Below are 21,762 nucleotides of genomic sequence, written 5' to 3'. Positions count from 1 at the left end.
CTCCTAAAGCCCCCTGATGGTAACAATATAAACGAGTTCCTGGATCCTAATTTCGGCCGCATATATTTCGGAAATACCATTCAGGGGGGAGAACCATGCAGAGATCGGACGAAGAAGTACGCGCCCTGCTTGCCGGGGTGGACGCCTTTTCACGCAAACTGGTGGTTATCTCACCGGACTACATCATCCTGGGGACCAACAAGTTCGTCCAGGACCGCTTTGATGAGCCGCTCATCGGCAAACATTGCTACAGAGTCCTGCACAATCAAGACTCCCCCTGCGCCCAATGCCCGGCCAAGCTGGTTTTCAGCTCCGGAAACGCTGCTTCCGTTTCCGGCGACGAGTTTGTGGGGCCGGACATTGACTCCTGCCTGCGGGCCCTGCCCATTCAGCCAGGCGGAGAAATACAAGCCTCCCTGGTGCTGGATCTGGACGTGCCTGCGCTGGGCGGCCTGGAGGCCCAGTTGCAGCGCACCAACGCTTTTCTGCACAACCTCATCAACAGCTCCGTGGACGGGGTTATCGCCGCGGACAAAACCGGCCGGATCATCGTGTTTAATCAGGCCGCTTCCGACATCTCCGGGTTCGACCGGAATTACGCCCTGTATGAAATGGACATCCGGGACGTCTATCCCGGCGACGGCGCCAAGAATATCATGGCCAAGCTGCGTTCCGACGAATACGGCGGCAAGGGCAAGCTCAAATCCTATCCCGTGGACGTGGTGAGCAAAAACGGAGACCTGGTGCCCATCCGTTTGAACGCCTCCATTATTTACGAAAACGAACGCGAAGTGGCCACTATCGGCTTTTTTCACGACATGCGCCAAGCCCTGGAAATCCGGCAGGAGCTGCATAAAACCCAGGTGCAGCTTTTGCAAGCCGAGAAAATGGCATCCCTGGGCAAGCTGGCCGCCGGGGTGGCCCATCAATTGAACAACCCATTGGGGGGCATCATCTTGTTCGCCCAGTTGATCTTGGAGGAATACGAACTGCCGGAAGGCGCGGTTGCGGATCTCAAGCGCATTCTGGACGACGCCCAGCGTTCCCGGGACATTGTCAAGGAATTGCTGGAATTCGCCCGTCAGACGCGTCAGGAAGTCCGGCCTCACGACCTGAACCGGGCCATATCCCGGACCTTGTTTTTGCTGGAAAATCAGTCCGTCTTCCAAAACATCACTATTGTAAAAAATCTGGCGGAGGATTTGCCGCCGGTTCCGGCGGACATTCAGCAGCTTAACCACGTGTTTATGAACATCATCTTGAATGCGGCCGAGGCCATGGAGGGACGGGGGGAGTTGCGGATCACCTCTTACCGCATCCCCGATAGGAAGATCGCCGCCATTGAAATATCCGACACCGGCCCCGGCATACCCGAGGACGTTCTGCCCCATGTTTTCGAGCCTTTTTACACCACCAAGGAGCAAGGCAAAGGAACTGGCTTGGGACTTTCTCTGGTGTATGGAATCGTAGAGAGCCATCACGGCAGGATTATGGCGTCAAACAATCATGACGGGGGGGCGGTTTTTAGAATCGAGCTGCCCCTGGAATTTGACTCGGACCAAGACGGCGCGGATGAATAAGGTCAGCCTATGAAAAACAGTCAGGAAATCATGCAAATTCTGGTCGTTGACGATGAGAAGGACATTCGGGACGGGTGCGAGCGCATCCTCATCCGTATGGATTGCGAGGTGCAAAAGGCTTCCCGCGGGGAGGAGGCCCTGGAAATCATGGAGACGTGGCGGCCTTCCATCGTTTTTTTGGACCTGAAAATGCCGGGAATCGACGGCATGGAGGTCCTGCGCCGCATTCACGAAAAGGACCAGGACATCCTGGTCATTGTGATTACCGGCTACGCCACGGTGGAGACCGCCATTGAAGCCATGAAGCAAGGGGCTTACGACTTTATACCCAAACCCTTTGAACCCGCCCAGTTGCGGATTGTGGCAGGCAGAGCCATTGAAAAGCTGCGCCTTCGCCAGGAAACCCTGGAGCTGGAGGCCAAACGCCAGCGGACTCTGGCCGATCTCGGCAAGGAGCAAAGCCGCGTCCGCACCATCATTGAAGCCCTGCCCAACGGAATGGTGGTCACCAATTCGGAAGGCCAGGTGGTTCTCATGAACCCGGCTTTTCTGCGTCATCTTGGCCTGCCTCCTGACACGCAACCCGGCAAATCCATGAACGAATATGTTCCGGATGACGGCGTGGTCAATCTGGCCATGGAAATTTCCCAGGGGAAGTTTTCGGATGCGGATCAGGCGCCCGCCGTGGAATTCGCCCTGTCCGAGGATAAATATCTTTTAGCGCGCGGCAGACCCGTGCTAAGTGAAGACGGGGAATGTCTGGGCGCCGTGGTGGTGTTGAACGACGTCACGGCCATGAAAATGCTGGATCGCCTGAAGTCCGAGTTTGTGGCCAAGGTGTCCCACGAGCTGCGATCTCCCCTGGCGACCATCAGGGAGCAATTGGCCCTGGTCATTCAGGGCGTGGTTGACGAAGCCACGGAGCAGGAACAATATCTGTTGTCCCGGGCCAAGGACAAAACCCAGTCCCTGATTGACCTTATAGGCGATTTGCTGGACGTGTCCCGGATCGAGTGCGGCAACGTGGCGCAGCAGCAGGTTCCTTTGCAGGTGGAGGAGCTGCTATCCAGCATTGTGGATTTTATGCAGGCCAAGGCCAAGGCGAAAAATCAGGAGCTGGGAATTACATTGCCGGCTTCCCCTCTGCCGAAGATGCGCGTGGACCCCATGGCCCTGGAAAGCGTTTTCGGCAACCTGGTCGCCAACGCCATCAATTACACCCCCGAGGGCGGCTCCGTAACCGTGGAGGTAGGGGGCGACGAAACGGCCATTACAGTGACGGTGGCGGACACGGGCTTTGGCATTGAAGAAAAGCACTTGGCGAATATTTTTGACAAGTTTTACCGGGTCAAGAACGACAAGACCCGTTTTATCACCGGCACGGGATTGGGGCTGTCCATCGTCAAAGGAATTTTGGATTCCATGGGCGCGTCCATTTCCGTGGAAAGCGAAGTGGGAAAGGGAAGCCGGTTCACCGTGCTTCTGCCATTGGAAGGTCCATGCAACCAGAATACGACAATATAGTGTTTTGCGACTTTGACGGCACCATTACCGTTCAGGAAACCTTTTCCACCATGCTTATGGAGATGGTTCCGGACAAGGCCCGGCAGGTTTTGGAGCAGATTTACGCAGGCAAGGCCACTCTGGCTCAAGGGGTGCGCATGCTTGTGGAATCCCTTCCGTCCAGCGCTTACGGGGATATCATCGACTTTTGCCAGGGTAAGGAAATCCGGCCCGGATTCGTGGAGTTCCTGGACTTTCTGGACAAACGCGGCGTCCCCTTCATCCTGGTTTCCGGCGGGCTGCATGTCATGGCCCAGGCCATTTTGGGGCCTTTGACCAAGCGTTTGGCGGGCGTTTACTCCCTGTCCCTGGATCTGGACGGACCCAACATGAGGGTGCTGGCGGATTTTGAGGAGGGCGACGAACTGATGGCCAAGGCCAAGGTGATGGGCATGTATAATTACAAGCACAGCATCGCCATCGGAGACGGCGTTACGGACCTGAATATGGGGCTGGCCGCCCAGACGGTTTTCGCCCGGGCGAGCCTCGCCAAATACATGGATAAAAACAATTTGGAATATATTCCTTATCAGGATTTTTTTGAAATTAAAGACCACCTGGAGCAGATGTGGTCCAAATAGGAGATCCATGCTGATATACGCCGTGGCCGACATCCATGGGAACCCCGGTCATCTGGAAGCCATAAAAAAAACCGTGCAGCGGGAAAAGCCCCACGTTCTGATCGCCGCCGGCGATTTGTCCAGCCATATGGGCAAAGGCGCCCAGGATGTCATGCAGACCCTGAGCTCCCTGGGGCTGCCTGTTTTTGTCATAAAAGGCAATACGGACGGAAAATCCATACAAGAGCTTGCAGCAAAAACGCCCGGCGTGGAGGATTTGCATCTGAAAACCGCCATGCTGGAAGGCGCGACCTTCGTGGGCGCGGGAGGGACGGTTCCCATTCCGTTTCGGTCCAAGCTGGCCTTGTTTGAAAAAGACGTTGTCAGGCGTCTGGACAATCTTCTGACTCCGGGTTGCGTCCTGGTGGTGCATCCGCCTCCTTACGGCGTGACGGACAAGGTCTTGGGCAAGTTCAATGCTGGCTCAAAAAGCGTGGCTTCCCTGATTAAAAAACGCGAACCGGCGGTGTGCATTTGCGGGCACATCCATGAAAACGCAGGAACGGCCATGGCCGGAAAAACCCTGGTCGTCAACTGCGCAATGAGCCGTTCGTCGGCCGGCGCCCTTATCCAATTGGCAAAAGGCCAAGCGCCTGAATGCCAAATGCTGGCGCCCTAGTGAAATTGCACACAGTTCAGGCATATTAACGGATAATCCGGGTTGACAGACCGGCCCCGCTTATGGTCAAATTCAACATAACGCTTCACACACCTAATCATGAGATGCAATGGAGGTGATGATCGTGCCGCCGGAAAAGCTATATGAAAAAGCCAGGATGGATGTCTTTAAAAAGGACTATAGGCGCATCACGGTCCGGACGACTGACGGATCCACCCTCATGGGCGAGGTCAACATAGGCATTAAGGAAAGAGTCTCCGACCTCTTCACCAAGGGGGAGAGCCAGTTTATCGTTCTCACCAATTGTGAGAATCGAGGATGCTCCGGCAAGGTCTTGTTCATCAACAAAAGCCACATTGTGTGGGCGGAGCCCGAAGATTAATCCCCGCCCCTTCCCTTACATGACATACTTGCGTTCCCTGCGTTTGAGGATGCGTCTAAAATGCGATCCAGGAAGATCAGCTTTGTCGTTACTCTGGTGATCATCGCCTTGGCCTGGCTCAATTATTTCGAGCATGAAAAGCTGAGAGAAGCCCAAAGGCAGGTCAAACTGTTATCCGCAAAAGTGCACCGTTTGGAAGCATTGCTGGACGAAGCCCGTTTGCCCGTCATTCCCGACAATGTTTCCCAGGAGAAAAGCCGCCTGAATCAGGGGCGGAATTACCAGGCGGCGGTGGAGGCCTTTGAAAAGCAGATTCAAGACCTTCCGGAAGCAGGAAGAGTTGAGCCTCCCGCCTTTCCTCCTCCCAATTCCGCAGAAGTCCAAGCCATACAAAAAATGAAACAGGGAAGCATTTTGCGGACACGCCACAGGGCGGCCTCCAATATGCTGGATAACGCCCTGGACGAACTCCTCGACCTTCCGCCTGAAACTGCGGAGCGATTCCGCGCTCTGGTTATTGAAAGACAGGCCGCGGCCAACGAATACATTGTCCAACTTCTCTCCCGGGATTTGACGGAAACCCAACGGGCCGAACTGGCGGAACAGGCAGCCGCAGTGGTCCAGCCTCTGGACGCCGCCATCGCCCAGACTTTGGGGGAGGAGCTGAATCAGGTCTATCAGGATTTTGAAGATGTCCGCATGGCCCGCATACAGCATCAACTGGCTGTGCTGGCCGAAAAGGACGCCGGCGTCCCGCTAAACGCCGTGTACGAAGAGCAGTTGCTGGAGCTGATGGTGCAGCAAATTCAGGACTATCCGTCTTTGCAATCCACGCGCACTCCCCAGGGGTTCGCCCAAGTGCTTGAGGACCCGGAAATCGCCTTTGAAAGGACCGGGGACCTGGCGACCTATCATCATGAAATCAGTCAGATGACGGACGGCCTTTTAAGCCCGGAGCAATCGGCGGTGCTAAACGCGAACCTGGAGTTGCAACGGGAAATGCAGGAGTCGGGCCTGGCGATTTTAACCCAGACCGTGCCGGGAACGGAGTAATAAAGGAAAGCCGCGTTCCATACTAAAAATCTAAAATAACTCAGCCCGCAGGACGCTTTTAAAGGCGTTTTGCGGGCTGTTTTTTTATGGATCAATTGGGGCGTTTTTTTGTTGGGTTTGAAGGCCATAAACAGCTATGGCCGCGTGATGTTTGGAAGCCGGATTTCTTAACCCAACCTTGGCAACCGCGATGTAGGTTGAGCTTGCGAAACCCAACCAAATAGGGCCTAAATCGCCCGATGAAATTGCAGGAGGCGGGAGAGGCCGTCATCCCGGCAAGGGGCGGTCCTTTTTTCAGGACCGGCCCGCTAGCCGGGATCCAGCGTCCTTTTCCGGGGGGACGGTAGTGGCCTTTACAAGACGGGTTGTTGTTCGCCGGGCCCTACAGGCCCAGGTAGGTCTTGCGGATCATTTCGTCTTCCAGCAGGGCGTCGCATGCGCCCTGGGCGATAATCTTGCCCGTGGAAAGCACGTAGCTTCTGGAGGCCATGCCGAAAACCGAGGCCACTTCCTGCTCCACCAGCATGATGGTGATGCCCAGGGACCTGATTTCGGCGATTTTGTTAAAAACCTCCTGCCGCATCAGGGGCGCCAGCCCAGTGGACGGCTCGTCAATAAGCAGGAGCTTGGGCCGGGACATGAGAGCCCTGCCCACGGCCAGCATCTGCTGCTCGCCGCCGGACAGGGTGCCGGACACCTGGTTCAAACGGTCCCCCAGGACCGGAAACAGCTTGAACACCTTGTCCAGTTCGTCCTGCAGGTCGGCTTTTTTCATATGGAGAAAAGCGCCGGCCATGAGGTTTTCCTTAACGGTTAATTCTTTAAAGGGCCTGCGCCGCTCAGGGCAGTGGACAAGCCCCATTTTTACGATTTGATGGGCCGGGGTTTTCGAGATATCCTTACCGTTGAACATCACCTTGCCTTTAAGCGTGATGTCCCCCTGGGACGTCCCCTTAAGGGTCATTTTATCCCAGGCCACCAACCCCGTGATAGCGCGGAGTACGGTGGTTTTGCCGGCGCCGTTCGGGCCCACGAGACTGACCAGTTCTCCCTCATCCACGTTGAGGGAGACGTCATTGATCAACACGGCCCTGTCGTAACAAACAGTCAGGTTGGAAACTTCTAAGAGCACGTTGTTCCTCCATCTCCCAGATAGGCCTCAATAACCTTGGGGTCTTTGACCACCACGTCCGGGGGGCCGTCAGCCAGTATGGTTCCAAAGTTCAGCACAATGATGCGATCCACGATTTTCATGAGCTGCTGCAGCTTGTGCTCAATGATGATCATGGCCGGACCTTCGCTGTGCAGGCGGCCGAAGCGCCCGCCTTTGTGAAGCCGGGCCACGGACTTGGCCATCAGCTCGGTTTCCGCGGGGCTAAGGCCTCCAAAAGGCTCGTCAAGAATAAGCAGTTCCGGGTCCGTTGCCACGGCCCTGGCCACTTCCAGCCTCTTGAGGTCCCCCTGGGACAGGGTGGAGGCCTTTTCCAGCGCCATGTCCGATATGCCCGCGAACTCCAGGGCGTCCATGGCCTTGGCTTCCACCTTTTTCACCCATTCGCCGCGTTTCATGGCTCTGGGGCTCAGGCAGGGCACCATGACGTTGGCCACGATGGGCAAACGCCGGAACGGGCGCATGTTCTGGAACGTGCTGGCAATGCCCATGTTCACAATGTTCCAGGTTTTTGCGCCGGTGATGTTCTTGCCTTTGAATTTGATGGAGCCGGACGTGGGCTTGAGTATGCCGCTGATCAGGCGCAACAGGGTGGTTTTGCCCGCCCCGTTCGGTCCGATAAGGCCGATGATCTCCCGGCGGCCCATGCTGAAAGTCACGTCATTGGTCGCCGTCAGCCCGCCGAACTCCTTGCGCAGATTTTTTACTTCCAAAAAAGATTGGGCCATTTTAGGCTTCCTCCACTTCCTCCCGAAGTTCGCGTCTGGACACCTTGCCCACGTCGGTCTTGGGCAGCTCGCCCCGGAATTCTATGATCTGGGGCACTTTGTAATGGGCGAGTTTGGTCTTGCAGTATTCCGTGATTTCCTCTTCGGAAATTTTTCCCCGGGCTTCCGCCTGGAGCACCACATATGCCTTGATCATCTGGCCGACTTTGGGATTGGGAACGCCTACCACGCCGGCGGCCTTGACCTGGGGATGGTCGTACAGGACCTCCTCCACGTGCTTGGCGAAGACCGAGTATCCCTTGTATTTGATGAGGTCGCGTTTTCTGTCGAAAAAGTAGAAATACCCTTCCTCGTCCATTTTTACCAGGTCGCCGGTCCTGAGCCAGGTCATGCCGGCGAGTTCCACCATGGTATCCTTGTTCTCGTCGGACCGCTGCCAGTAGCCGGTCATGATGCTGGGACCGGAGAGGATCAGTTCTCCGACTTCACCCACGGGCATGGCTTCGGTTCCGTCCACGTCGATGATAGCCGCCGTGATATTGGGCAAGGGAATTCCAAAGGAGCCTCTTTTCGGCCTGTGCGGCGGGTTGGCCAGACTGGCGGCTGCGGTTTCGGTCATGCCGTAGCCTTCGATGATCTGGCTGCCCGTGCGGCGCTCCCAGTCGTCCACGGTGGTGTCGTGCAGGGTGTCGGCGCCGCAAACCACCAGCTTGAGCTTTTTCCAGTTCACCCGGTTGGTTTTGTCGTATTCCTTCAGGTACTCGAACAGGGTGGGGACCCCGTAAAATGCCGAGGCCTGATACTGGTCCATGGCGTTGAGAATCTTGTCCAGATCCGGGGTGGTGAACAGAACCAGGTTGAATCCGTGCACCAGGCCGGTCAACATGATGATCACCTGGCCGTAAATGTGGAACAAGGGCAAAAAGGCGATGACGGTTTCGTTGCCCTCTTCCAGCAGGTGGCCCCAGAACTCCATGGCCTGAGCCTGGCACGACACAATGGTGTAATGGCTGATCATGGCTGCCTTGGGATGGCCTGTGGTGCCGCCCGTGTAGGGCAGGGCGGCCAGGTCGTTAACCGGGTCGATTTTCACCTTGGGCGGGTTGGGGGAGTGCTTTTTCAGCAGATCCTGGAGGCTGATCAAACCCTGGTCGGCCATGGTCGCCGAGTCCGGGGCTTCCACGCCGCCGTACGCCTTGCCCAAGATGCCTTTGCTGAAGAACTTCTTCAGCTTGGGCAAATATTCATTGACGCCCGTCAGAATAATTTTTTCCAGCTCCACTTCCGCTTCGACCACATTGTCGTAGAGAAAATCCTGGCAAACAATCACCTTGGCGCCGCTGTCCGTGAGTTGATGGCGCACCTCGCTGCTGCTGTAAACCGGGCTGACCGGGGTGACCACGGCGCCGATCATCAACGCGCCCATATAGCAAATGATGAATTGGGGACAGTTAAGAAGGTACAGGGCGACCCGGTCCCCCTTTTTGATTCCCATGGAATCCAGGGCCGCGGCGAAGCGATCCGCCTGATCTTTCAACTCCTTATAACTGATATTCCTGCCATAAAAATTCACCGCGGTCTTCTTGCCGAATTTTTCCGTCACCTGGTTGAAAAGATCGGGGACGGAAACCTCCGGAATATCGATCGTGTGCGGCGCCGATTCCGGATAATGTTGCAACCACGGCTTGGATAAATATGCCTGCATTGCGTCCATCTAAACTTACCTCCCTATTTCTAAGGTATGGGGATCAATATTTGTCATGTCATTTCGGCGTTGCATATTCGGCAACTTCGTCGGAAAAATACATTACGCACTTTGCACCTGGGGCATTCCGACTCCACCTTGTCCCGCAGCCAGGGAATCAGCCCCTCGGGCATGAACCGGAGCGTAAGAAGAACCAGGGCGGCGAAAATGAACATCCGCATTTCCGGAAGGCTGGGAAAATTGTCCAGGAAAATCCGGAGCACTTCCATGAATGGATTGAGGATGAACACGCCTGCAATAGGGCCGTAGATGGAGACCATGCCGCCGAACACCGACCAGATAATCACCTGAAAGGAAAGACCTACTTCCAATGTGGAAGGGCCTGCAAGGCGCATGAAATGGGCGTAAAGCCCGCCGGCGATTCCTGCAAAAAAACCGCTCAGGCAAAAGGCAAGCAGCTTGTAGCGGGTGGTGTTGATCCCGGCCGCCCGGGCGGCGACTTCATCCTCCCGGATGGCGTGGAGGATGATTCCCGTATTGGAATCCGTGATTTTCCACATGATTCCGCCCAGCACCAGCATGAGAACGTTGGTCACGTAATAGTCGGCGACGCGGGATCCGGTGAGCTTTTTCAGGCCGGAAAGCCCGAGCTCCCCGCCGGTGATGCCGGGAAAGGCGAACACGAGGCCCATAAGAATGATGGGAAAAGCCAGGGTGGTGAGAGCCAGGTACGACCCTTTCAGGCGCAGGCAGGGAATGCCTATGATCAGGCCGGCCAAAACCGCTCCCATGGCGCCCAGGGGAATGGAAAAATAAGGGGGCAGGCCTAGCCTGAGATTAAGCAGGGCCGTTACATAGGCGGCCACCCCGAAAAATAGTGCGTGGCCGAAGTTCATTTGTCCGGTAAACCCGGACAGCAAATCCCAGCTCGCCGCCAAAATGGCGAAAATGGACGTCAATATCATGATGCGCAGAATGTAATAATCCTGAGTCACCAAGGGCAACGCCAAAACTGCTGCAATGAATACCAGCACAGCTACCCGGCTGGGCAGCACCAGCACTTCAGCGCGCAGGATTTTGAATACTCTGCGGATATAAGCAACCACCATACGCATCCTAACGCTCCTCCTCGAAGGATACGCCGAACAATCCTTCCGGTCTGACCAGCAGCACCAAAATCATTATGGTAAGTGCCACCGCATCCTTAAGAAAAGAACCATTGGGCAGCAAAAAGACAACCAGGGACTCGGCGAATCCCAAGATGTACGCCCCCACAAAACTACCCTCGATGCTTCCCAGGCCGCCAAGCACCACGATGGCCAGCATCATAATCAGCGGATGCATCCACATGGTGGGCTCCACCGTCACCAGCGGGACCACGATAGCCCCTGCAATGGAGGCGAGCCCAACGGAAACAGCCATGGTAACAAAAGCCACGCCGGTCACGTTCATTCCCATGAGGTTGGCCACTTCACGGTCGTTGGCCGTGGAACGGATGGCCAGGCCCGTGCGGGTTTTCATGAGGAAAAAGCGAACCGACACAAGAACAATAATAGCCAGCCCCAAGGCCAGCAGATGCTGGTTGGTCACCCTGACTCCCATGATGGTGGCGTAACCTCCAATGAGGGGCTCCACGCCCAGGTAGTGACCTCCAAAAATCATGAGAAAAACTTCCTGGAGCATCATGCCCACGGCAATGGTGGATATGAGCATGGCGGCTTCGTGCTCCTGGATTGGCCGGATAAAGAAATTGTAAATGAGCAACCCTAAAAGGATTGTCAGAAATATGGCTGTCACCATGCATAATATGGCCGGCAGGCCCATTATTTTGGTGCCAACGTAAATCAGGTACGCCGACGTCATGTAAAGAGCGGTATGGGCGATGTTGATAATCCGCGCCACGCCCAGGACCAGGGAAAACCCTATGGCCAGCAAGGCGTACACACTTCCCTTAATGAGGCCGTCGATAAGAATATCAACTAACATAAATCACCTCACAAGCTTCCCCGCGAAGCCTTAAAGGTCCGGCTTCGCGCGGCGGCTCGATTCGTTTTTGATAAACTCCGCCCTCCCGGCGCCAAGGCCGGGAAAGGCGGATAAAAACAAGCAAATCGTCCTACTTTTTCCAGTATTCCACTACCCAGGGGGGCAGTTGGTAAGGCTTGGACCCTTCATACGTGACGCCTTCCCAATTGTAAGGCCACACGCATTGGATTTCCCCGTCCTGCCATTGGGTTCCGATGGAGGTGACGTACTGGGGGCCCCAGGTTACGTCGTGAGACTTGTCAAACACCACCCTGCCGGCCGCGCCCGTGTAGTCGATTTTCTCCAGCTCAGCCACAACCTTGTCCGAGTCTATGGAGCCGGCCTTTTCGATGGCCACCTGGAGCAGTTTGATTGCGTCGTGGGTGCCCGCCGTATAGTTGGGGGTTTCGCCGAAGCGTTTTCTGTATTCGGTCACAAAGGGGATGGTGGTATCGCTGATTGCCACCGGAGCGTAAGTGTTGATGGTCAACACATAGTTGCCGGCGCCGTTCGTGGCTTCCCAGAAGCCCGTCTTTTGGCTTTCCACGTTGATGCCCACCGGGGCGGCCGGAACCTTGAGTTCGCCCATTTGCTTGGCGAAGGTCAGGCCCACGGAGGATGAAAAGGTGGTGAAGACGATGTGAGCGCCGGCTCTCTGGATGGCGGAGAGTTCGGCGGAGCAGTCGGTGGCAACCGGGGAAGGACGCCATACGCCGGCCACTTCCATGCCCATTTTTTCGGGAATCACCTTTTGGGCGGCGGCCACAATGGGGTCGGCCCAGGCGGCTTTTTCAGCCACAATGGCCACCTTGACTTTTTCCACGCCCAGCTGGGTTTTGATGATGTGGCCCACGGTGCCCAGAAGAATAAAGTCCACCTTGCCCAGGTAGCTGGAATTGATGGGAGTCAGGCGGAACCAGTATTTATAGGTGTCATAGTCGTCCAAAACTCGGGTGCAAAGCTGGGGGTGCGCAGCGCCGCAGCCGATGAACACCTTTTTGGCTTCCATGGCGATGTCCTGCATGACCAGAACCGCTTCCGTGCGGAAACCGCCCATGAGAAAGTCCACCTTGTGGCGTCTCACGGCCATTTCCGCAGCGTTGGTGGCGTCCGGAATGCTCAGAAACTCGTTGGTGTCCACTTTCACCAGTTCGATTTTCCGTTTTTCCTTGCCCACCAGAATGCCGCCCGCCGCATTCACCTCTTCGGCGGCCATGGTTGCGCCGTTCCAGTGCCCCTCGCCCTGAGTGAAGGACATGGGGCCCAAAATGCCGATTTTAATCGGTTTTGCTGCTGCGGTGGACAGGAATAGCCCCCAGGACAACGCCAGTCCCACCATAAGTACAACGATGATCTTGCATGATTTCATAAGCTCCCTCCTCATTTTGTGTGGGTGAACCACGCCTCCTGTCCGGCGAGCACGCACTCCACCGCACCAGCGTGATAATTTAGATTTTTTGGGCGACTTATATGCAACAATACATCTATTGCCGGTGCGGACCGCCTCGGGCGCACAGCGCCCTGGCGGTAAGGGGGAGGGTACGGGCCCGGACATAAATTCAGATCCTGCTCTAAAGACGACATTTCCCGTGGAAACAAGGAAATGAAACGTTTCCGGCTGATCTCATCCGGCCTTGTCAAACAAGGCCTCCGCCTTTTCCCGCCTGGGACGGGCCTCCGGATTTATCCGGATGTGTAAATCCCGTCCAGCCGTATCCGGCTCTTAACCTTCCTGGAATTGCAGATGGGGGAAGGTCTGTATTTTATGGCGACCAAACCCTAAAAAGGAAATCAGGTTCGGCTTCGGACTTTATATATAGGGACAATTCCGCAAAAACGAGCTTCAAGAACAGAAAACGGAATAAATAGAACTGTATAGAGTATATGTTCACTATACGTTTAGTGAACATATACGAAAGTTTTGCTTTATTTTTAATAAACAGTAGGATACATTGTCAAGTAGATTTTGCTTACAGTCGTTGAAAACAAGGCTGTACCCAGGTATTTTTTTGCGAGCAAGTGTTCGGTTCTTATGGCAAATACCCCCGCAGATCCACTTTATCGAAACCTGTTTTTTTTGGCGTCCGCCCCCCAGTAAAAGCCGGACGCCGCTCCGTTTGCAGTTGCGTTGGTTGCGAAGAAGGCCCCATTCCGGTATAGCGTTCACTCTGGGGTGAAAACCCCGGTTATTTTACAGGGAGGCAGGTTTTATGAAAATCAGCGAATTGGTCAAATGCACCGGAGTGCCCAAACAAACCATACATTATTACATCCGGGCCGGCTTGTTGCCCAAGCCGGAAAAAACCGGGAGCAACTCCGCCGATTATGACCAGAGTTATGTGGAACGGATTCATTTAATTAAAGAGTTGCAAAACGATTTCTTTTTTCCGCTGCCCACGATCAAAAAGGTGTTGTGGGAGCACAGAAGCGCCAGCAAGCAGGCTATGCTGAAGCTGCGCATGGAATTTTTTCGGCCCATGGAGCATTATTTGGGCACAGGGGTCAAGGGAGATGAGGCTTTTCTGGAAGCCACGGGCCTGGCCGCCCGCTGGCTGCCCAAGTTGAAGGAATGGAACCTGATCGGATCCAGGACCGAAAATGGGGAAAGCGTGTATTCCCAGGATGATGTGAGCATCGGAAAGGTCATGGTGGCCATGGCCAAATCCGGAATCAACCGCAAATCCAGCTTTCATCCTGAGATCACCATGTCCGCCATAGGCAAGCAATTCACTGATATCGTCAAGATTCTCATCGACGACTTTCACCAAGCCACCGAGGACACAAAAAACCAGGAAAAACAGGAACTGGCGCTGAGGGGCCACGAGGTCATGGGGGTGCTTTTTTATCATTTATATAGAAAATACGCCCGTCAATTCATAGAAGAAGGCGACGGCCCAGGTACGAATTGATGTAGACGGCCGCTATTGCGTTAAAGTTCCGGCAAGCAGGGAGGGAGATGGAAAAAGGCTACTCCAAAAACGCCGGCCGATACGCCTCCTTTTACGAGGGCGTGAGCCCGGAACAAACCTACGCCCCATGGCTGCACCTGCTGCCCAGGCCGGGCGCCAAAGTTTTGGACGTGGGCGCCGGATCGGGCAGGGACGCCTCCTGGCTGGAGGAAAGGGGATATCAGGCGACCGCCGTGGAGCCTTCCGCCGCCATGAGGGAAAGGGCCAGGGCGCTTCACCCTCAATCCTCGGTCCGATGGATTGACGACAGCCTTCCCCTGCTGAACACAGTCCTGAGCCTGCATGAAAAATTCGCCCTGATTCTGGTTAACGCCGTATGGATTCATGTGTCTCCCGACCAAAGGCCCGCCGCCATGGAATCCCTGGCAGACCTTTTGGATTCAAAAGGCGTGTTGATCATAACCCTCAGGCACGGCCCCTCGCCCGATGAAAGGGTGATGCATCCGTGCTCGGCCCAATCCTTGGAAAAGCTGGCCGCGGAAAAGGAACTGAAAATAATCCTGAACGCCGATCTGCCCGACCTCCTGGGCAGAGACGAGGTTTCCTGGACCCACATGGCCTTTACCCAGGCGGCCGGCGAGTCCCACGAAAAATATTTGTAGTGCGCGATCCGGCCATCCGCCGGATCTATAAACAAGATTAAAAAGCAGTTTGGAATGAAGGGTCGCATGGTTCCGCAAGAGTATGCTCGACGTTCATAAATAGAACGAACGTTCGTTTTTTCTTGACAATCATCGCCAAAATGAATAACCGTGTACCGGCTGAAATTTGCTGCTCAACAAACCCCAACCAAAAAGGGAGGTCCCCCATGGCAGTCAACTTTTCCCTGGAAGGAAAAATCGCCCTGATCACCGGCGCAAGCCGGGGAATCGGAGAGGCTATCGCACACACATTGGCGGAAAACGGCGCCCACTGCATCCTGGTCAGCCGGAAGGCCGAAGCCCTGGAGCAGGTGGCCCGGGACATCCGGGATAAAGGCGGCCAGGCGGACGTGATTCCCTGCCATATGGGATACGTGGACAAGATAGAGGGGCTGTTTCAGGAAGTGGACAAGCGCTTTGGAAAGCTGGACATCCTGGTGAACAACGCGGCTGCCAACCCCTATTACGGCCCCATGGAACAGGCGAACGAAGGGGTTTGGGACAAGACTCTGGACGTCAACCTCAAGGGGCCTTTTTTCATGTGTCAATATGCGGCGCCCCTTATGAGAAAAGGCGGGGGCGGCGCCATTGTCAATACGTCCTCGGTCAACGGGATCAACCCCGCCAAGTTCCGGGGCATCTACTCCATCACCAAGGCGGCTCTCATTATGCTGACCAGGGCTTACGCCATGGAGTTGGGGCCTGACAATATTCGCGTCAACGCCCTGCTGCCCGGGTTGACCAGGACCAAGTTCGCCCAGGCCCTATTTGATGACGACGACGTGAAGGAATCCGTCACCAAGACGCTGCCCATGCGCAGGCACGCCGAGCCGATTGAAATGGCCGGGGCTGTGTTGTATCTGGTCTCCGAAGCCGGATCCTACACCACGGGAGCGACCTTGACGGTGGACGGCGGAAGCCTTTGCAGAGAATAAGGCCATTACGGCCAATAAGGAGAGAAGGTGAGCGGTATGGAATTTAAAAAGGTATTGATTCTGGGAGCGGGCACCATGGGGCACCAGATCGGTTTTTTGTGCGCAACCAAGGGCCTGGACGTGGCAGTGTACGATATCAGCGAAGAGAGCCTGGCTTTCGCCCAGGACAGGGCGGCCAAACTGGGCAGGCGCTTTGTGAGGATGGGCAAGCTGTCGCAGGAAGAGGCGGAAGCTGCGTTGAAGCGCATGAGCTTCACCAGCGACGCTGCCGCGGCCGCCGAAGGCGCGGACATTATCAACGAATCCGTTCCCGAGGTTCCCAAGCTGAAGGGCAAGGTTTTCGCCCAGTTCAACGAACTATGCCCCGAGCACGTCATTTTTACGACCAACACCTCCACCCTGCTGCCCTCGGCCTTTGCGGAAGCCACGGGGCGGCCGGAAAAATTTGCGGCCCTGCATTTTCACGACGTTTCCTTTAACAATGTGGTGGACATCATGCCCCACCCTGGCACGGCGCCCGAGACCATCGAGGCTGTCAAGGCTTTTAGCGATCAGATGGAGTTGGTTTCCATCGTCCTGAAAAAGGAAAGCCCGGGCTACGTCTTCAACGCCCTTTTGACCGAATGGCTTAGGGCGGCCCAATCCCTGGCGGCGCGCGGCGTGGCCGAACCCCAGGATGTGGATCGCGCCTGGATGGGCGTCATGGGCGTCCACACGGGACCCTTCGCCATCATGGACTCCATCGGCCTGGACACCTGCCACCACATCACCGAGTATTGGTCCACATATGACGACGACCCCAGGTTAAAGGAAAACGCCGCTTTTTTGAAAACCTATGTGGACAAAGGGGAATTGGGCGCAAAAACGGGCAAGGGCTTTTACAACTACCCCGGCCCTGAGTTCACCAAGCCGGATTTCATCAATCAAGGAAAATAGTCCGCAAACCTAAAATTGATTTCATCTTGGGAGCCTTTTCCTTCTTGGGAAAACCATGGTTGCTCGCCCTCAAAGCCAGGAGGGGAAGGCTCCCAGCACTCGCCTGCTAAATGCCCTAAATCAAAAAATCATCTCCGAGTTAGTCCCACAATCATATTGACACAGCTTTCCCCTGCCGTTATCAAAATGGAACCGGTTGAACGCGCCGAAAAATCAAACCACCTCTGAATCCAAAAAAAACATGAAAATACGCTGCACATGGACCGGGGACGATCCGGAATTAATCGCCTATCACGACCTGGAATGGGGCTTGCCCTGCCATGACGACCACAAGCTGTTCGAGTTTTTGGTTCTGGACGGCGCCCAGGCCGGGTTGGCCTGGGTGACTATCTTGCGCAGGCGGTCCAATTACCGCAAGGCCTTTGATGCTTTCGATCCGGCTAAAGTCGCCCGGTACGACGAATCCAGAATAGAAACCCTGGCCCAGGACTCCGGAATTATCCGCAACCGCCTGAAGATCAAATCCGCCGTGCAAAACGCCCGGGCCTTCCTCAAGGTTCAGGAGAAGTTCGGCTCCTTTGACTCCTACCTCTGGCGCTTTGTGGACGGGACTCCCATCAAGAACGCCTGGAAAACCTGGGAGGACGCCCCCGCCCAAACCCCTCTGGCCCAGGTGCTCAGCAAGGATTTAAAGGCAAGGGGATTCAATTTCGTCGGCCCCACTATTTGCTACGCTTTCATGCAGACCATCGGCATGGTCAACGACCACCAAGTGGATTGCTTCAGGTACAGCCAGGTGTAATCTTGCCTCCCAAATTCTTTTTACCCGCGGCCGCTTCCGGAATGCCGACTGTTAGAATGCGCGCCCGGAATACCCAGAATACGGTATTGACAGGACCCGCCCCGGCCGATATTGAAATGAAGCTGTTTGAACGGCTGGTTAATACTCTGCTCGGAAAAATAAACTACCTCTGAATCCGGAATATTTCATGAAAGTACGCTGTCCATGGCCCGGGAACGACCCGGATTATATCGCCTATCACGACCTGGAATGGGGCCTGCCCTGCCACGACGACCGCAGGCTGTTTGAGTTTTTGATTTTGGAAGGCGCCCAGGCCGGCTTGGCCTGGATTACCATTCTGCGTAAGAGGGCCAACTATCATAAAGCCTTTGACGCATTCGATCCCGAAAAAATCGCCCGGTACGACGAAACCAGGATGGAGGCGCTGGCCCAGGACGCCGGGATTATCCGCAATCGCCTTAAAATCAAATCCGCCGTGCAAAACGCCCGGGCTTTTCTCAAGGTTCAGGAAGCATTCGGGTCCTTTGATTCCTATATATGGAATTTTGTGGACGGAAGGCCCATCAAAAACGCCTGGAAAACCATGGATGAGGTTCCGGCCCAAACCCCTTTGGCGCAGACTATCAGCAAGGATTTGAAGAAAAGGGGATTCAATTTCGTCGGCCCGACCATATGCTACGCCTACATGCAGTCCATGGGCATGGTTAACGATCACCTTGTGGACTGTTTCAGATACAGCGAAGTTTAGCGATGCCCCCAAAAAGAGATGTATTCAGACCGCCCTTGTCCGCGGAAACCATGCACCTGCTGCAGACCTTGCCCAGGCTCTATTTCAACCCGCTGATTTTCGGGCTTGATAATGTGGACCCTTCCCAGCCGCACTTGTTCGTCGGCAACCACACCATCTACGGAGTCATGGACGCCCCCTTGTACGCCGTGGCCCTATACCGGGAGACCGGCGTTTTCCCCCGCGGGCTGGGGGACCGCTTTCATTTTAAAATTCCGGGGTGGAGGCGGTTTCTGGAAAAATTCGGCGTGGTGGAGGGGACTCCCGAAAACTGCGCGCGGCTCATGAAAGCCGGGGACGATATATTGGTCTACCCGGGCGGGGGCAGGGAGGTCTGCCGGCGCAAAGGGGAAATCCACAACCTCATCTGGAAGGAGCGATACGGCTTCGCCCGGCTGGCGATCAAGTACGGATACCCCATCCTCCCCATCGCCTCGCTGGGCCCGGACTACGCCTATTCCATATTTCTGGACGGCGGGGACGTGATGAAATCCCGGCCGGGAAGGCTGCTGTCCAAAATTTCCGGGTTTCCGGATTTGGTCAGGGAGGGGGAGGCCATTCCTCCCCTGGCCCGAGGGCTTGGGCTCAGCGTGCTGCCAAGGCCGGAGCGTTTTTATTGCTATTTTGGCAGACCCATTGATACGGCCCCCTACAAAGGATGCGAGAACGATCCCAAAGTCCTGGAGGAAGTGCGGGAAACGGCGGCGGGCGCCATCAACGAGATGATGGCCAGCTTGAAAAAATACCGGCAAAACGATCCCGAAGTCGGGCTGGTGCGCAGGATATTGAATAAGTTTTAAAGACGAATACAATCCGCATCGTTTCTCTCGAAAAATCAATTTTCCTTTGAATTCACGATAATCTGTACAGAGCGTCAACACCGCAAGCGGAGATCCATCGTTCTTTGGCGTGCGCCTTTGAGGACGGTCCTGGGAGAGGAGTCTTGCGGAGGCCGGTCCAGGTTCTCCAGCCTCCGCAAGGAGTCGGAGTTGCGTTCGAGCCCCGTTCGCCGGGGCGGCGAAATCATACGGGCAGCCCTTCAAAGCCCTCCATGACGGGCGGTTTCATGCGGGAGGGATCCCGCATGGTTTTGAGGACCTCTATGCTGCTTTTGTAGCCGCGCGTGAGCCTGGCCATATCCAGGGCCATGCCCACCATCTGGCCCACAGCCTGCACCATGCTCACGTCGCCCATGACAAACTCCCAGGGCTCGGAGGTGTACACGCGCAATGCGCCCATGGCCTGGCCGTGAATTTCAATAGGCACGGAAAGAATGGAGGCAATGCCTTCCTTGACGGCTTCCTGGGGATATTGGAGCCTGGGATCGTCGGTGACGTTGTAAATGGCGATGGGGCCGGAATCCAGGGAGTCCGCAATGGAGCGGATGGCGCTTACGGGGCCTTTTTCCAGGTATTCCTGGCTGAGCCCTGTGGATGCGGCGACTTCAAGCTCCTGGGTTTTTCTGTTGACCAAGAAAAGGGTGACGCCCTTGACTGACAGGGCCCGCTTGATGGAGTTGACCGCCAGAATGGCGATTTCTTCCGGGTCTTTGCTCATGGAAATGGCCCGGGTGACTTTGATGAGAGTGTCGTAATTGACAAGGTGTTTGTCCATGGCTGCCTCCTTTTTTTTAAATCCGAAAAAGGTTGTTGGTTGCCTGGAACCCATTGGAACCGCGATTGGCTCCAAAGCCTCCCTATTTAATTTTTGTCTCCTTTCCGCAGCCCGGGAGCAGCCGCCCTAAGAGAATATTAATGGTATTCGTTTTATCGGGCTTTAGGCGAAAAATCTTTAGGAATCCGGGCATATTTTTGGGCAAAGCACTGCATGTGGTATGATCCTGATCCCAAGGCCTGAATATTGGGGCCGCCTTGGAAGCAGAAAAAAGCGCATGACATGCCGTCAGGGATTTACCCCGGCGCCGCTTCGTGCTAAACATCGCAAGATCCATCCATAATCACTGACAGACAGATGAAGGTCCATGGTTGAAGCATAGAATGCCCATCTCAAATAAGGAATGGGGGACTTATGTTAGTCAGGATAGGCGCGCCCAAAAAGAAAAACGGCAAGTTGATTTTTCAGCCCCGAAATATGGATAGGGTGTTTTGTACAGGCGTTTTCTGGGCGTTGGCCTGCGGGGTTGGGTACACCCTGTTAGGCATGTTTGACGCTTGGTTCAACAAAGACGACCTCCTGCTGTTTTTCTGGTTTTTCGCCCTGTTTGCGGCGGAGGCGGTTTTCGCCCTCCTGCTAGCGCGAGAGGCTTTCAGCTGGTTCAGTACGGAAGCGGCATTGATTCTCCATTCGGATTTTTTGCGCCTTGGCGACAAGGTTAAGCTGGATTGGAAACTGCAAGGAGATTTGAGCAGGGTGGAAATCTTTACGGTGCACTTGGCGGGTTATGAATCCTATGAAAAAAACGGCAAGGAGCTAAGGCGTAATTTTTTTGGGAGCGAAGTTCTTTCCTTTCGCGGGAATGTTTTTGATTCACAAGGAGAGGCGACGCTTTCCATCCCCCTTGATGCCATGCATTCCTTTGAAAAAGAAGCCGAAGGCGTTTTAAAAAGATATCGAAAGTACTCCATTTTGTGGGAGTTGGGTGTATATTGCATAAATAGGGGGCGTCTAAATTCCATACAGGTTTATCCCATTGAAATTCATCCTTTATAATGGTTCTCATATGGACGCGTCATCCCAAGGAGTGAAACTTCCCGATGCGGGACGGATGGCATTGCTGACCGGCCGAAAAGACGCTCGCAATGAATACCCGCTGGATATTCTTCCGTTGAAAGCGCCGGATCCAAGAAGGAAAGAGCGAAGTCTTGACCAAGACGCCGCTTGATGCCAAGGCGCCCTCTGGATAAGCAACAAAAAATGTTTTTCTCTAAAGATGCGTCATATATGATGCCCAGGTAAAAAGTTAAAAATCGGGTTGCAGCCTGAAATGGGGCGATGAACAGCGGATATCAATCCGAATCCGTTTTCCACCCGGATTCAAGCCCATCTTCTCCCACAGGCGCACAATTTGTTCTTTGAAATGAAAAAGCAGGCGCAAAACAGGGAGATTCAGGCCCCCTGACCTGGGGCCGCCCCCATTTTTCGCCCTCCGGTAACGCGTCGCCCGGAAAATGTTCATCCCCAAAACCTTCAGGACCACGCAGAATCGCACGGCTTCCAGCCCCCGCACCCGCAAGTGCTTGGCCCCTGTCTTGCGATCCAGTTCGGAAAACATCGCCTCCACTCCGG

22 protein-coding genes are annotated in these 21,762 nt (G+C 55.1%); 14 read left to right on the top strand and 8 right to left on the bottom strand.

The features are described from left to right. The first annotated feature begins 95 nt into the window (after positions 1-95). The 6 genes from BUE18_RS15140 to BUE18_RS15115 all read left to right on the top strand — a co-directional run bounded on the left by BUE18_RS15140 (position 96) and on the right by BUE18_RS15115 (position 5,817). Positions 96-1,580, top strand: a complete 1,485-nt coding sequence (locus BUE18_RS15140; RefSeq protein WP_073476958.1) for a two-component system sensor histidine kinase NtrB — start codon at positions 96-98, stop codon at positions 1,578-1,580. Between the two features lie 9 nt (positions 1,581-1,589). Then, entirely contained in the window at positions 1,590-3,104 is a 1,515-nt protein-coding gene (locus BUE18_RS15135) for an ATP-binding response regulator (protein WP_073476956.1), read from the top strand. Next, positions 3,080-3,724 (top strand): HAD-IB family phosphatase, encoded by a 645-nt coding sequence (locus tag BUE18_RS15130; protein WP_073476954.1) that lies wholly within the window; start codon positions 3,080-3,082, stop codon positions 3,722-3,724. The genes BUE18_RS15135 and BUE18_RS15130 overlap by 25 nt, the downstream gene beginning before the upstream one ends. A gap of 7 nt (positions 3,725-3,731) precedes the next feature. After that, the gene (locus BUE18_RS15125) at positions 3,732-4,382 is read left to right on the top strand and encodes a metallophosphoesterase family protein (RefSeq protein WP_073476952.1); all 651 of its coding nucleotides are present in this window, start codon (positions 3,732-3,734) and stop codon (positions 4,380-4,382) included. A 109-nt stretch (positions 4,383-4,491) separates the two neighbouring features. Continuing rightward, on the top strand, positions 4,492-4,764 hold the full coding sequence (locus BUE18_RS15120; RefSeq protein ID WP_073476950.1) for a DUF6812 domain-containing protein: 273 nt from the start codon (positions 4,492-4,494) through the stop codon (positions 4,762-4,764). Positions 4,765-4,824: 60 nt separating this feature from the next. Continuing rightward, on the top strand, positions 4,825-5,817 hold the full coding sequence (locus BUE18_RS15115; RefSeq protein ID WP_073476948.1) for a hypothetical protein: 993 nt from the start codon (positions 4,825-4,827) through the stop codon (positions 5,815-5,817). Positions 5,818-6,199: 382 nt separating this feature from the next. Here the strand turns inward: BUE18_RS15115 and BUE18_RS15110 are convergent, their stop codons facing one another. The 6 genes from BUE18_RS15110 to BUE18_RS15085 all read right to left on the bottom strand — a co-directional run bounded on the left by BUE18_RS15110 (position 6,200) and on the right by BUE18_RS15085 (position 12,815). Next, positions 6,200-6,949 carry an ABC transporter ATP-binding protein gene (locus BUE18_RS15110; protein ID WP_073476947.1) on the bottom strand — a complete coding sequence of 250 codons (750 nt, stop codon included), beginning with the start codon at positions 6,947-6,949 and terminating at the stop codon, positions 6,200-6,202. After that, positions 6,940-7,716, bottom strand: coding sequence for an ABC transporter ATP-binding protein (locus tag BUE18_RS15105; RefSeq protein WP_015947855.1), 777 nt, complete (start codon positions 7,714-7,716; stop codon positions 6,940-6,942). Before BUE18_RS15105 ends, BUE18_RS15110 begins: the two co-directional genes overlap by 10 nt. Position 7,717: 1 nt before the next feature. Next, the gene (locus BUE18_RS15100; RefSeq protein ID WP_073476946.1) at positions 7,718-9,430 is read right to left on the bottom strand and encodes an AMP-binding protein; all 1,713 of its coding nucleotides are present in this window, start codon (positions 9,428-9,430) and stop codon (positions 7,718-7,720) included. 44 nt (positions 9,431-9,474) lie between these two features. Next, a complete protein-coding gene (locus BUE18_RS15095; protein WP_073476945.1) occupies positions 9,475-10,536 on the bottom strand; it encodes a branched-chain amino acid ABC transporter permease in 1,062 nt (353 codons plus the stop codon). Position 10,537: 1 nt separating this feature from the next. Continuing rightward, the gene (locus BUE18_RS15090; protein WP_073476944.1) at positions 10,538-11,407 is read right to left on the bottom strand and encodes a branched-chain amino acid ABC transporter permease; all 870 of its coding nucleotides are present in this window, start codon (positions 11,405-11,407) and stop codon (positions 10,538-10,540) included. Positions 11,408-11,537: 130 nt separating this feature from the next. Next, a complete protein-coding gene (locus BUE18_RS15085) occupies positions 11,538-12,815 on the bottom strand; it encodes an ABC transporter substrate-binding protein (RefSeq protein WP_073476943.1) in 1,278 nt (425 codons plus the stop codon). An 841-nt stretch (positions 12,816-13,656) separates the two neighbouring features. On the opposite strand from BUE18_RS15085, the gene BUE18_RS15080 reads away from it, so the two are divergent. The 7 genes from BUE18_RS15080 (at position 13,657) to BUE18_RS15050 (ending at position 19,316) form a co-directional block, all read left to right on the top strand. Then, positions 13,657-14,355, top strand: coding sequence for a MerR family transcriptional regulator (locus BUE18_RS15080; protein ID WP_073476942.1), 699 nt, complete (start codon positions 13,657-13,659; stop codon positions 14,353-14,355). Positions 14,356-14,402: 47 nt separating this feature from the next. Further along, positions 14,403-15,017: a class I SAM-dependent methyltransferase gene (locus tag BUE18_RS15075; RefSeq protein WP_073476941.1), complete on the top strand. Its 615-nt coding sequence runs from the start codon at positions 14,403-14,405 to the stop codon at positions 15,015-15,017. Positions 15,018-15,223: 206 nt separating this feature from the next. Further along, positions 15,224-15,991, top strand: coding sequence for an SDR family oxidoreductase (locus BUE18_RS15070; protein ID WP_073476940.1), 768 nt, complete (start codon positions 15,224-15,226; stop codon positions 15,989-15,991). Between the two features lie 36 nt (positions 15,992-16,027). Further along, entirely contained in the window at positions 16,028-16,927 is a 900-nt protein-coding gene (locus BUE18_RS15065) for a 3-hydroxyacyl-CoA dehydrogenase (RefSeq protein ID WP_073476939.1), read from the top strand. A gap of 241 nt (positions 16,928-17,168) precedes the next feature. Beyond that, entirely contained in the window at positions 17,169-17,729 is a 561-nt protein-coding gene (locus tag BUE18_RS15060; protein ID WP_073477119.1) for a DNA-3-methyladenine glycosylase I, read from the top strand. Positions 17,730-17,916: 187 nt separating this feature from the next. Continuing rightward, positions 17,917-18,477: a DNA-3-methyladenine glycosylase I gene (locus BUE18_RS15055; RefSeq protein ID WP_073476938.1), complete on the top strand. Its 561-nt coding sequence runs from the start codon at positions 17,917-17,919 to the stop codon at positions 18,475-18,477. A gap of 2 nt (positions 18,478-18,479) precedes the next feature. After that, positions 18,480-19,316: a lysophospholipid acyltransferase family protein gene (locus BUE18_RS15050; protein ID WP_073476937.1), complete on the top strand. Its 837-nt coding sequence runs from the start codon at positions 18,480-18,482 to the stop codon at positions 19,314-19,316. Between the two features lie 223 nt (positions 19,317-19,539). Here BUE18_RS15050 and BUE18_RS15045 read toward each other — a convergent pair whose 3' ends face one another. Beyond that, positions 19,540-20,130 (bottom strand): GAF domain-containing protein, encoded by a 591-nt coding sequence (locus tag BUE18_RS15045; RefSeq protein WP_073476936.1) that lies wholly within the window; start codon positions 20,128-20,130, stop codon positions 19,540-19,542. Between the two features lie 414 nt (positions 20,131-20,544). On the opposite strand from BUE18_RS15045, the gene BUE18_RS15040 reads away from it, so the two are divergent. Then, entirely contained in the window at positions 20,545-21,186 is a 642-nt protein-coding gene (locus tag BUE18_RS15040) for a hypothetical protein (RefSeq protein WP_073476935.1), read from the top strand. Positions 21,187-21,436: 250 nt separating this feature from the next. Here BUE18_RS15040 and BUE18_RS15035 read toward each other — a convergent pair. Beyond that, positions 21,437-21,762: transposase (locus BUE18_RS15035; protein ID WP_170868378.1), on the bottom strand; the 326-nt coding region annotated here is incomplete at its 5' end.

The sequence above is a fragment of the Desulfatibacillum alkenivorans DSM 16219 genome (assembly GCF_900142135.1).
Taxonomy (GTDB): Bacteria; Desulfobacterota; Desulfobacteria; order Desulfobacterales; family Desulfatibacillaceae; genus Desulfatibacillum; species Desulfatibacillum alkenivorans.
This window is presented reverse-complemented; position numbering and strand designations above follow the sequence as displayed.

Coding starts and splice junctions, on each gene's coding strand:
- BUE18_RS15140 (WP_073476958.1), top strand. CDS start 96: ATGCAGAGATCGGACGAAGAAGTACGCGCCCTGCTTGCCGGGGTGGAC.
- BUE18_RS15135 (WP_073476956.1), top strand. CDS start 1,590: ATGAAAAACAGTCAGGAAATCATGCAAATTCTGGTCGTTGACGATGAG.
- BUE18_RS15130 (WP_073476954.1), top strand. CDS start 3,080: ATGCAACCAGAATACGACAATATAGTGTTTTGCGACTTTGACGGCACC.
- BUE18_RS15125 (WP_073476952.1), top strand. CDS start 3,732: ATGCTGATATACGCCGTGGCCGACATCCATGGGAACCCCGGTCATCTG.
- BUE18_RS15120 (WP_073476950.1), top strand. CDS start 4,492: ATGGAGGTGATGATCGTGCCGCCGGAAAAGCTATATGAAAAAGCCAGG.
- BUE18_RS15115 (WP_073476948.1), top strand. CDS start 4,825: ATGCGATCCAGGAAGATCAGCTTTGTCGTTACTCTGGTGATCATCGCC.
- BUE18_RS15105 (WP_015947855.1), bottom strand. CDS start 7,716: ATGGCCCAATCTTTTTTGGAAGTAAAAAATCTGCGCAAGGAGTTCGGC.
- BUE18_RS15100 (WP_073476946.1), bottom strand. CDS start 9,430: ATGGACGCAATGCAGGCATATTTATCCAAGCCGTGGTTGCAACATTAT.
- BUE18_RS15095 (WP_073476945.1), bottom strand. CDS start 10,536: ATGCGTATGGTGGTTGCTTATATCCGCAGAGTATTCAAAATCCTGCGC.
- BUE18_RS15090 (WP_073476944.1), bottom strand. CDS start 11,407: ATGTTAGTTGATATTCTTATCGACGGCCTCATTAAGGGAAGTGTGTAC.
- BUE18_RS15085 (WP_073476943.1), bottom strand. CDS start 12,815: ATGAAATCATGCAAGATCATCGTTGTACTTATGGTGGGACTGGCGTTG.
- BUE18_RS15080 (WP_073476942.1), top strand. CDS start 13,657: ATGAAAATCAGCGAATTGGTCAAATGCACCGGAGTGCCCAAACAAACC.
- BUE18_RS15075 (WP_073476941.1), top strand. CDS start 14,403: ATGGAAAAAGGCTACTCCAAAAACGCCGGCCGATACGCCTCCTTTTAC.
- BUE18_RS15070 (WP_073476940.1), top strand. CDS start 15,224: ATGGCAGTCAACTTTTCCCTGGAAGGAAAAATCGCCCTGATCACCGGC.
- BUE18_RS15065 (WP_073476939.1), top strand. CDS start 16,028: ATGGAATTTAAAAAGGTATTGATTCTGGGAGCGGGCACCATGGGGCAC.
- BUE18_RS15060 (WP_073477119.1), top strand. CDS start 17,169: ATGAAAATACGCTGCACATGGACCGGGGACGATCCGGAATTAATCGCC.
- BUE18_RS15055 (WP_073476938.1), top strand. CDS start 17,917: ATGAAAGTACGCTGTCCATGGCCCGGGAACGACCCGGATTATATCGCC.
- BUE18_RS15050 (WP_073476937.1), top strand. CDS start 18,480: ATGCCCCCAAAAAGAGATGTATTCAGACCGCCCTTGTCCGCGGAAACC.
- BUE18_RS15045 (WP_073476936.1), bottom strand. CDS start 20,130: ATGGACAAACACCTTGTCAATTACGACACTCTCATCAAAGTCACCCGG.
- BUE18_RS15040 (WP_073476935.1), top strand. CDS start 20,545: ATGTTAGTCAGGATAGGCGCGCCCAAAAAGAAAAACGGCAAGTTGATT.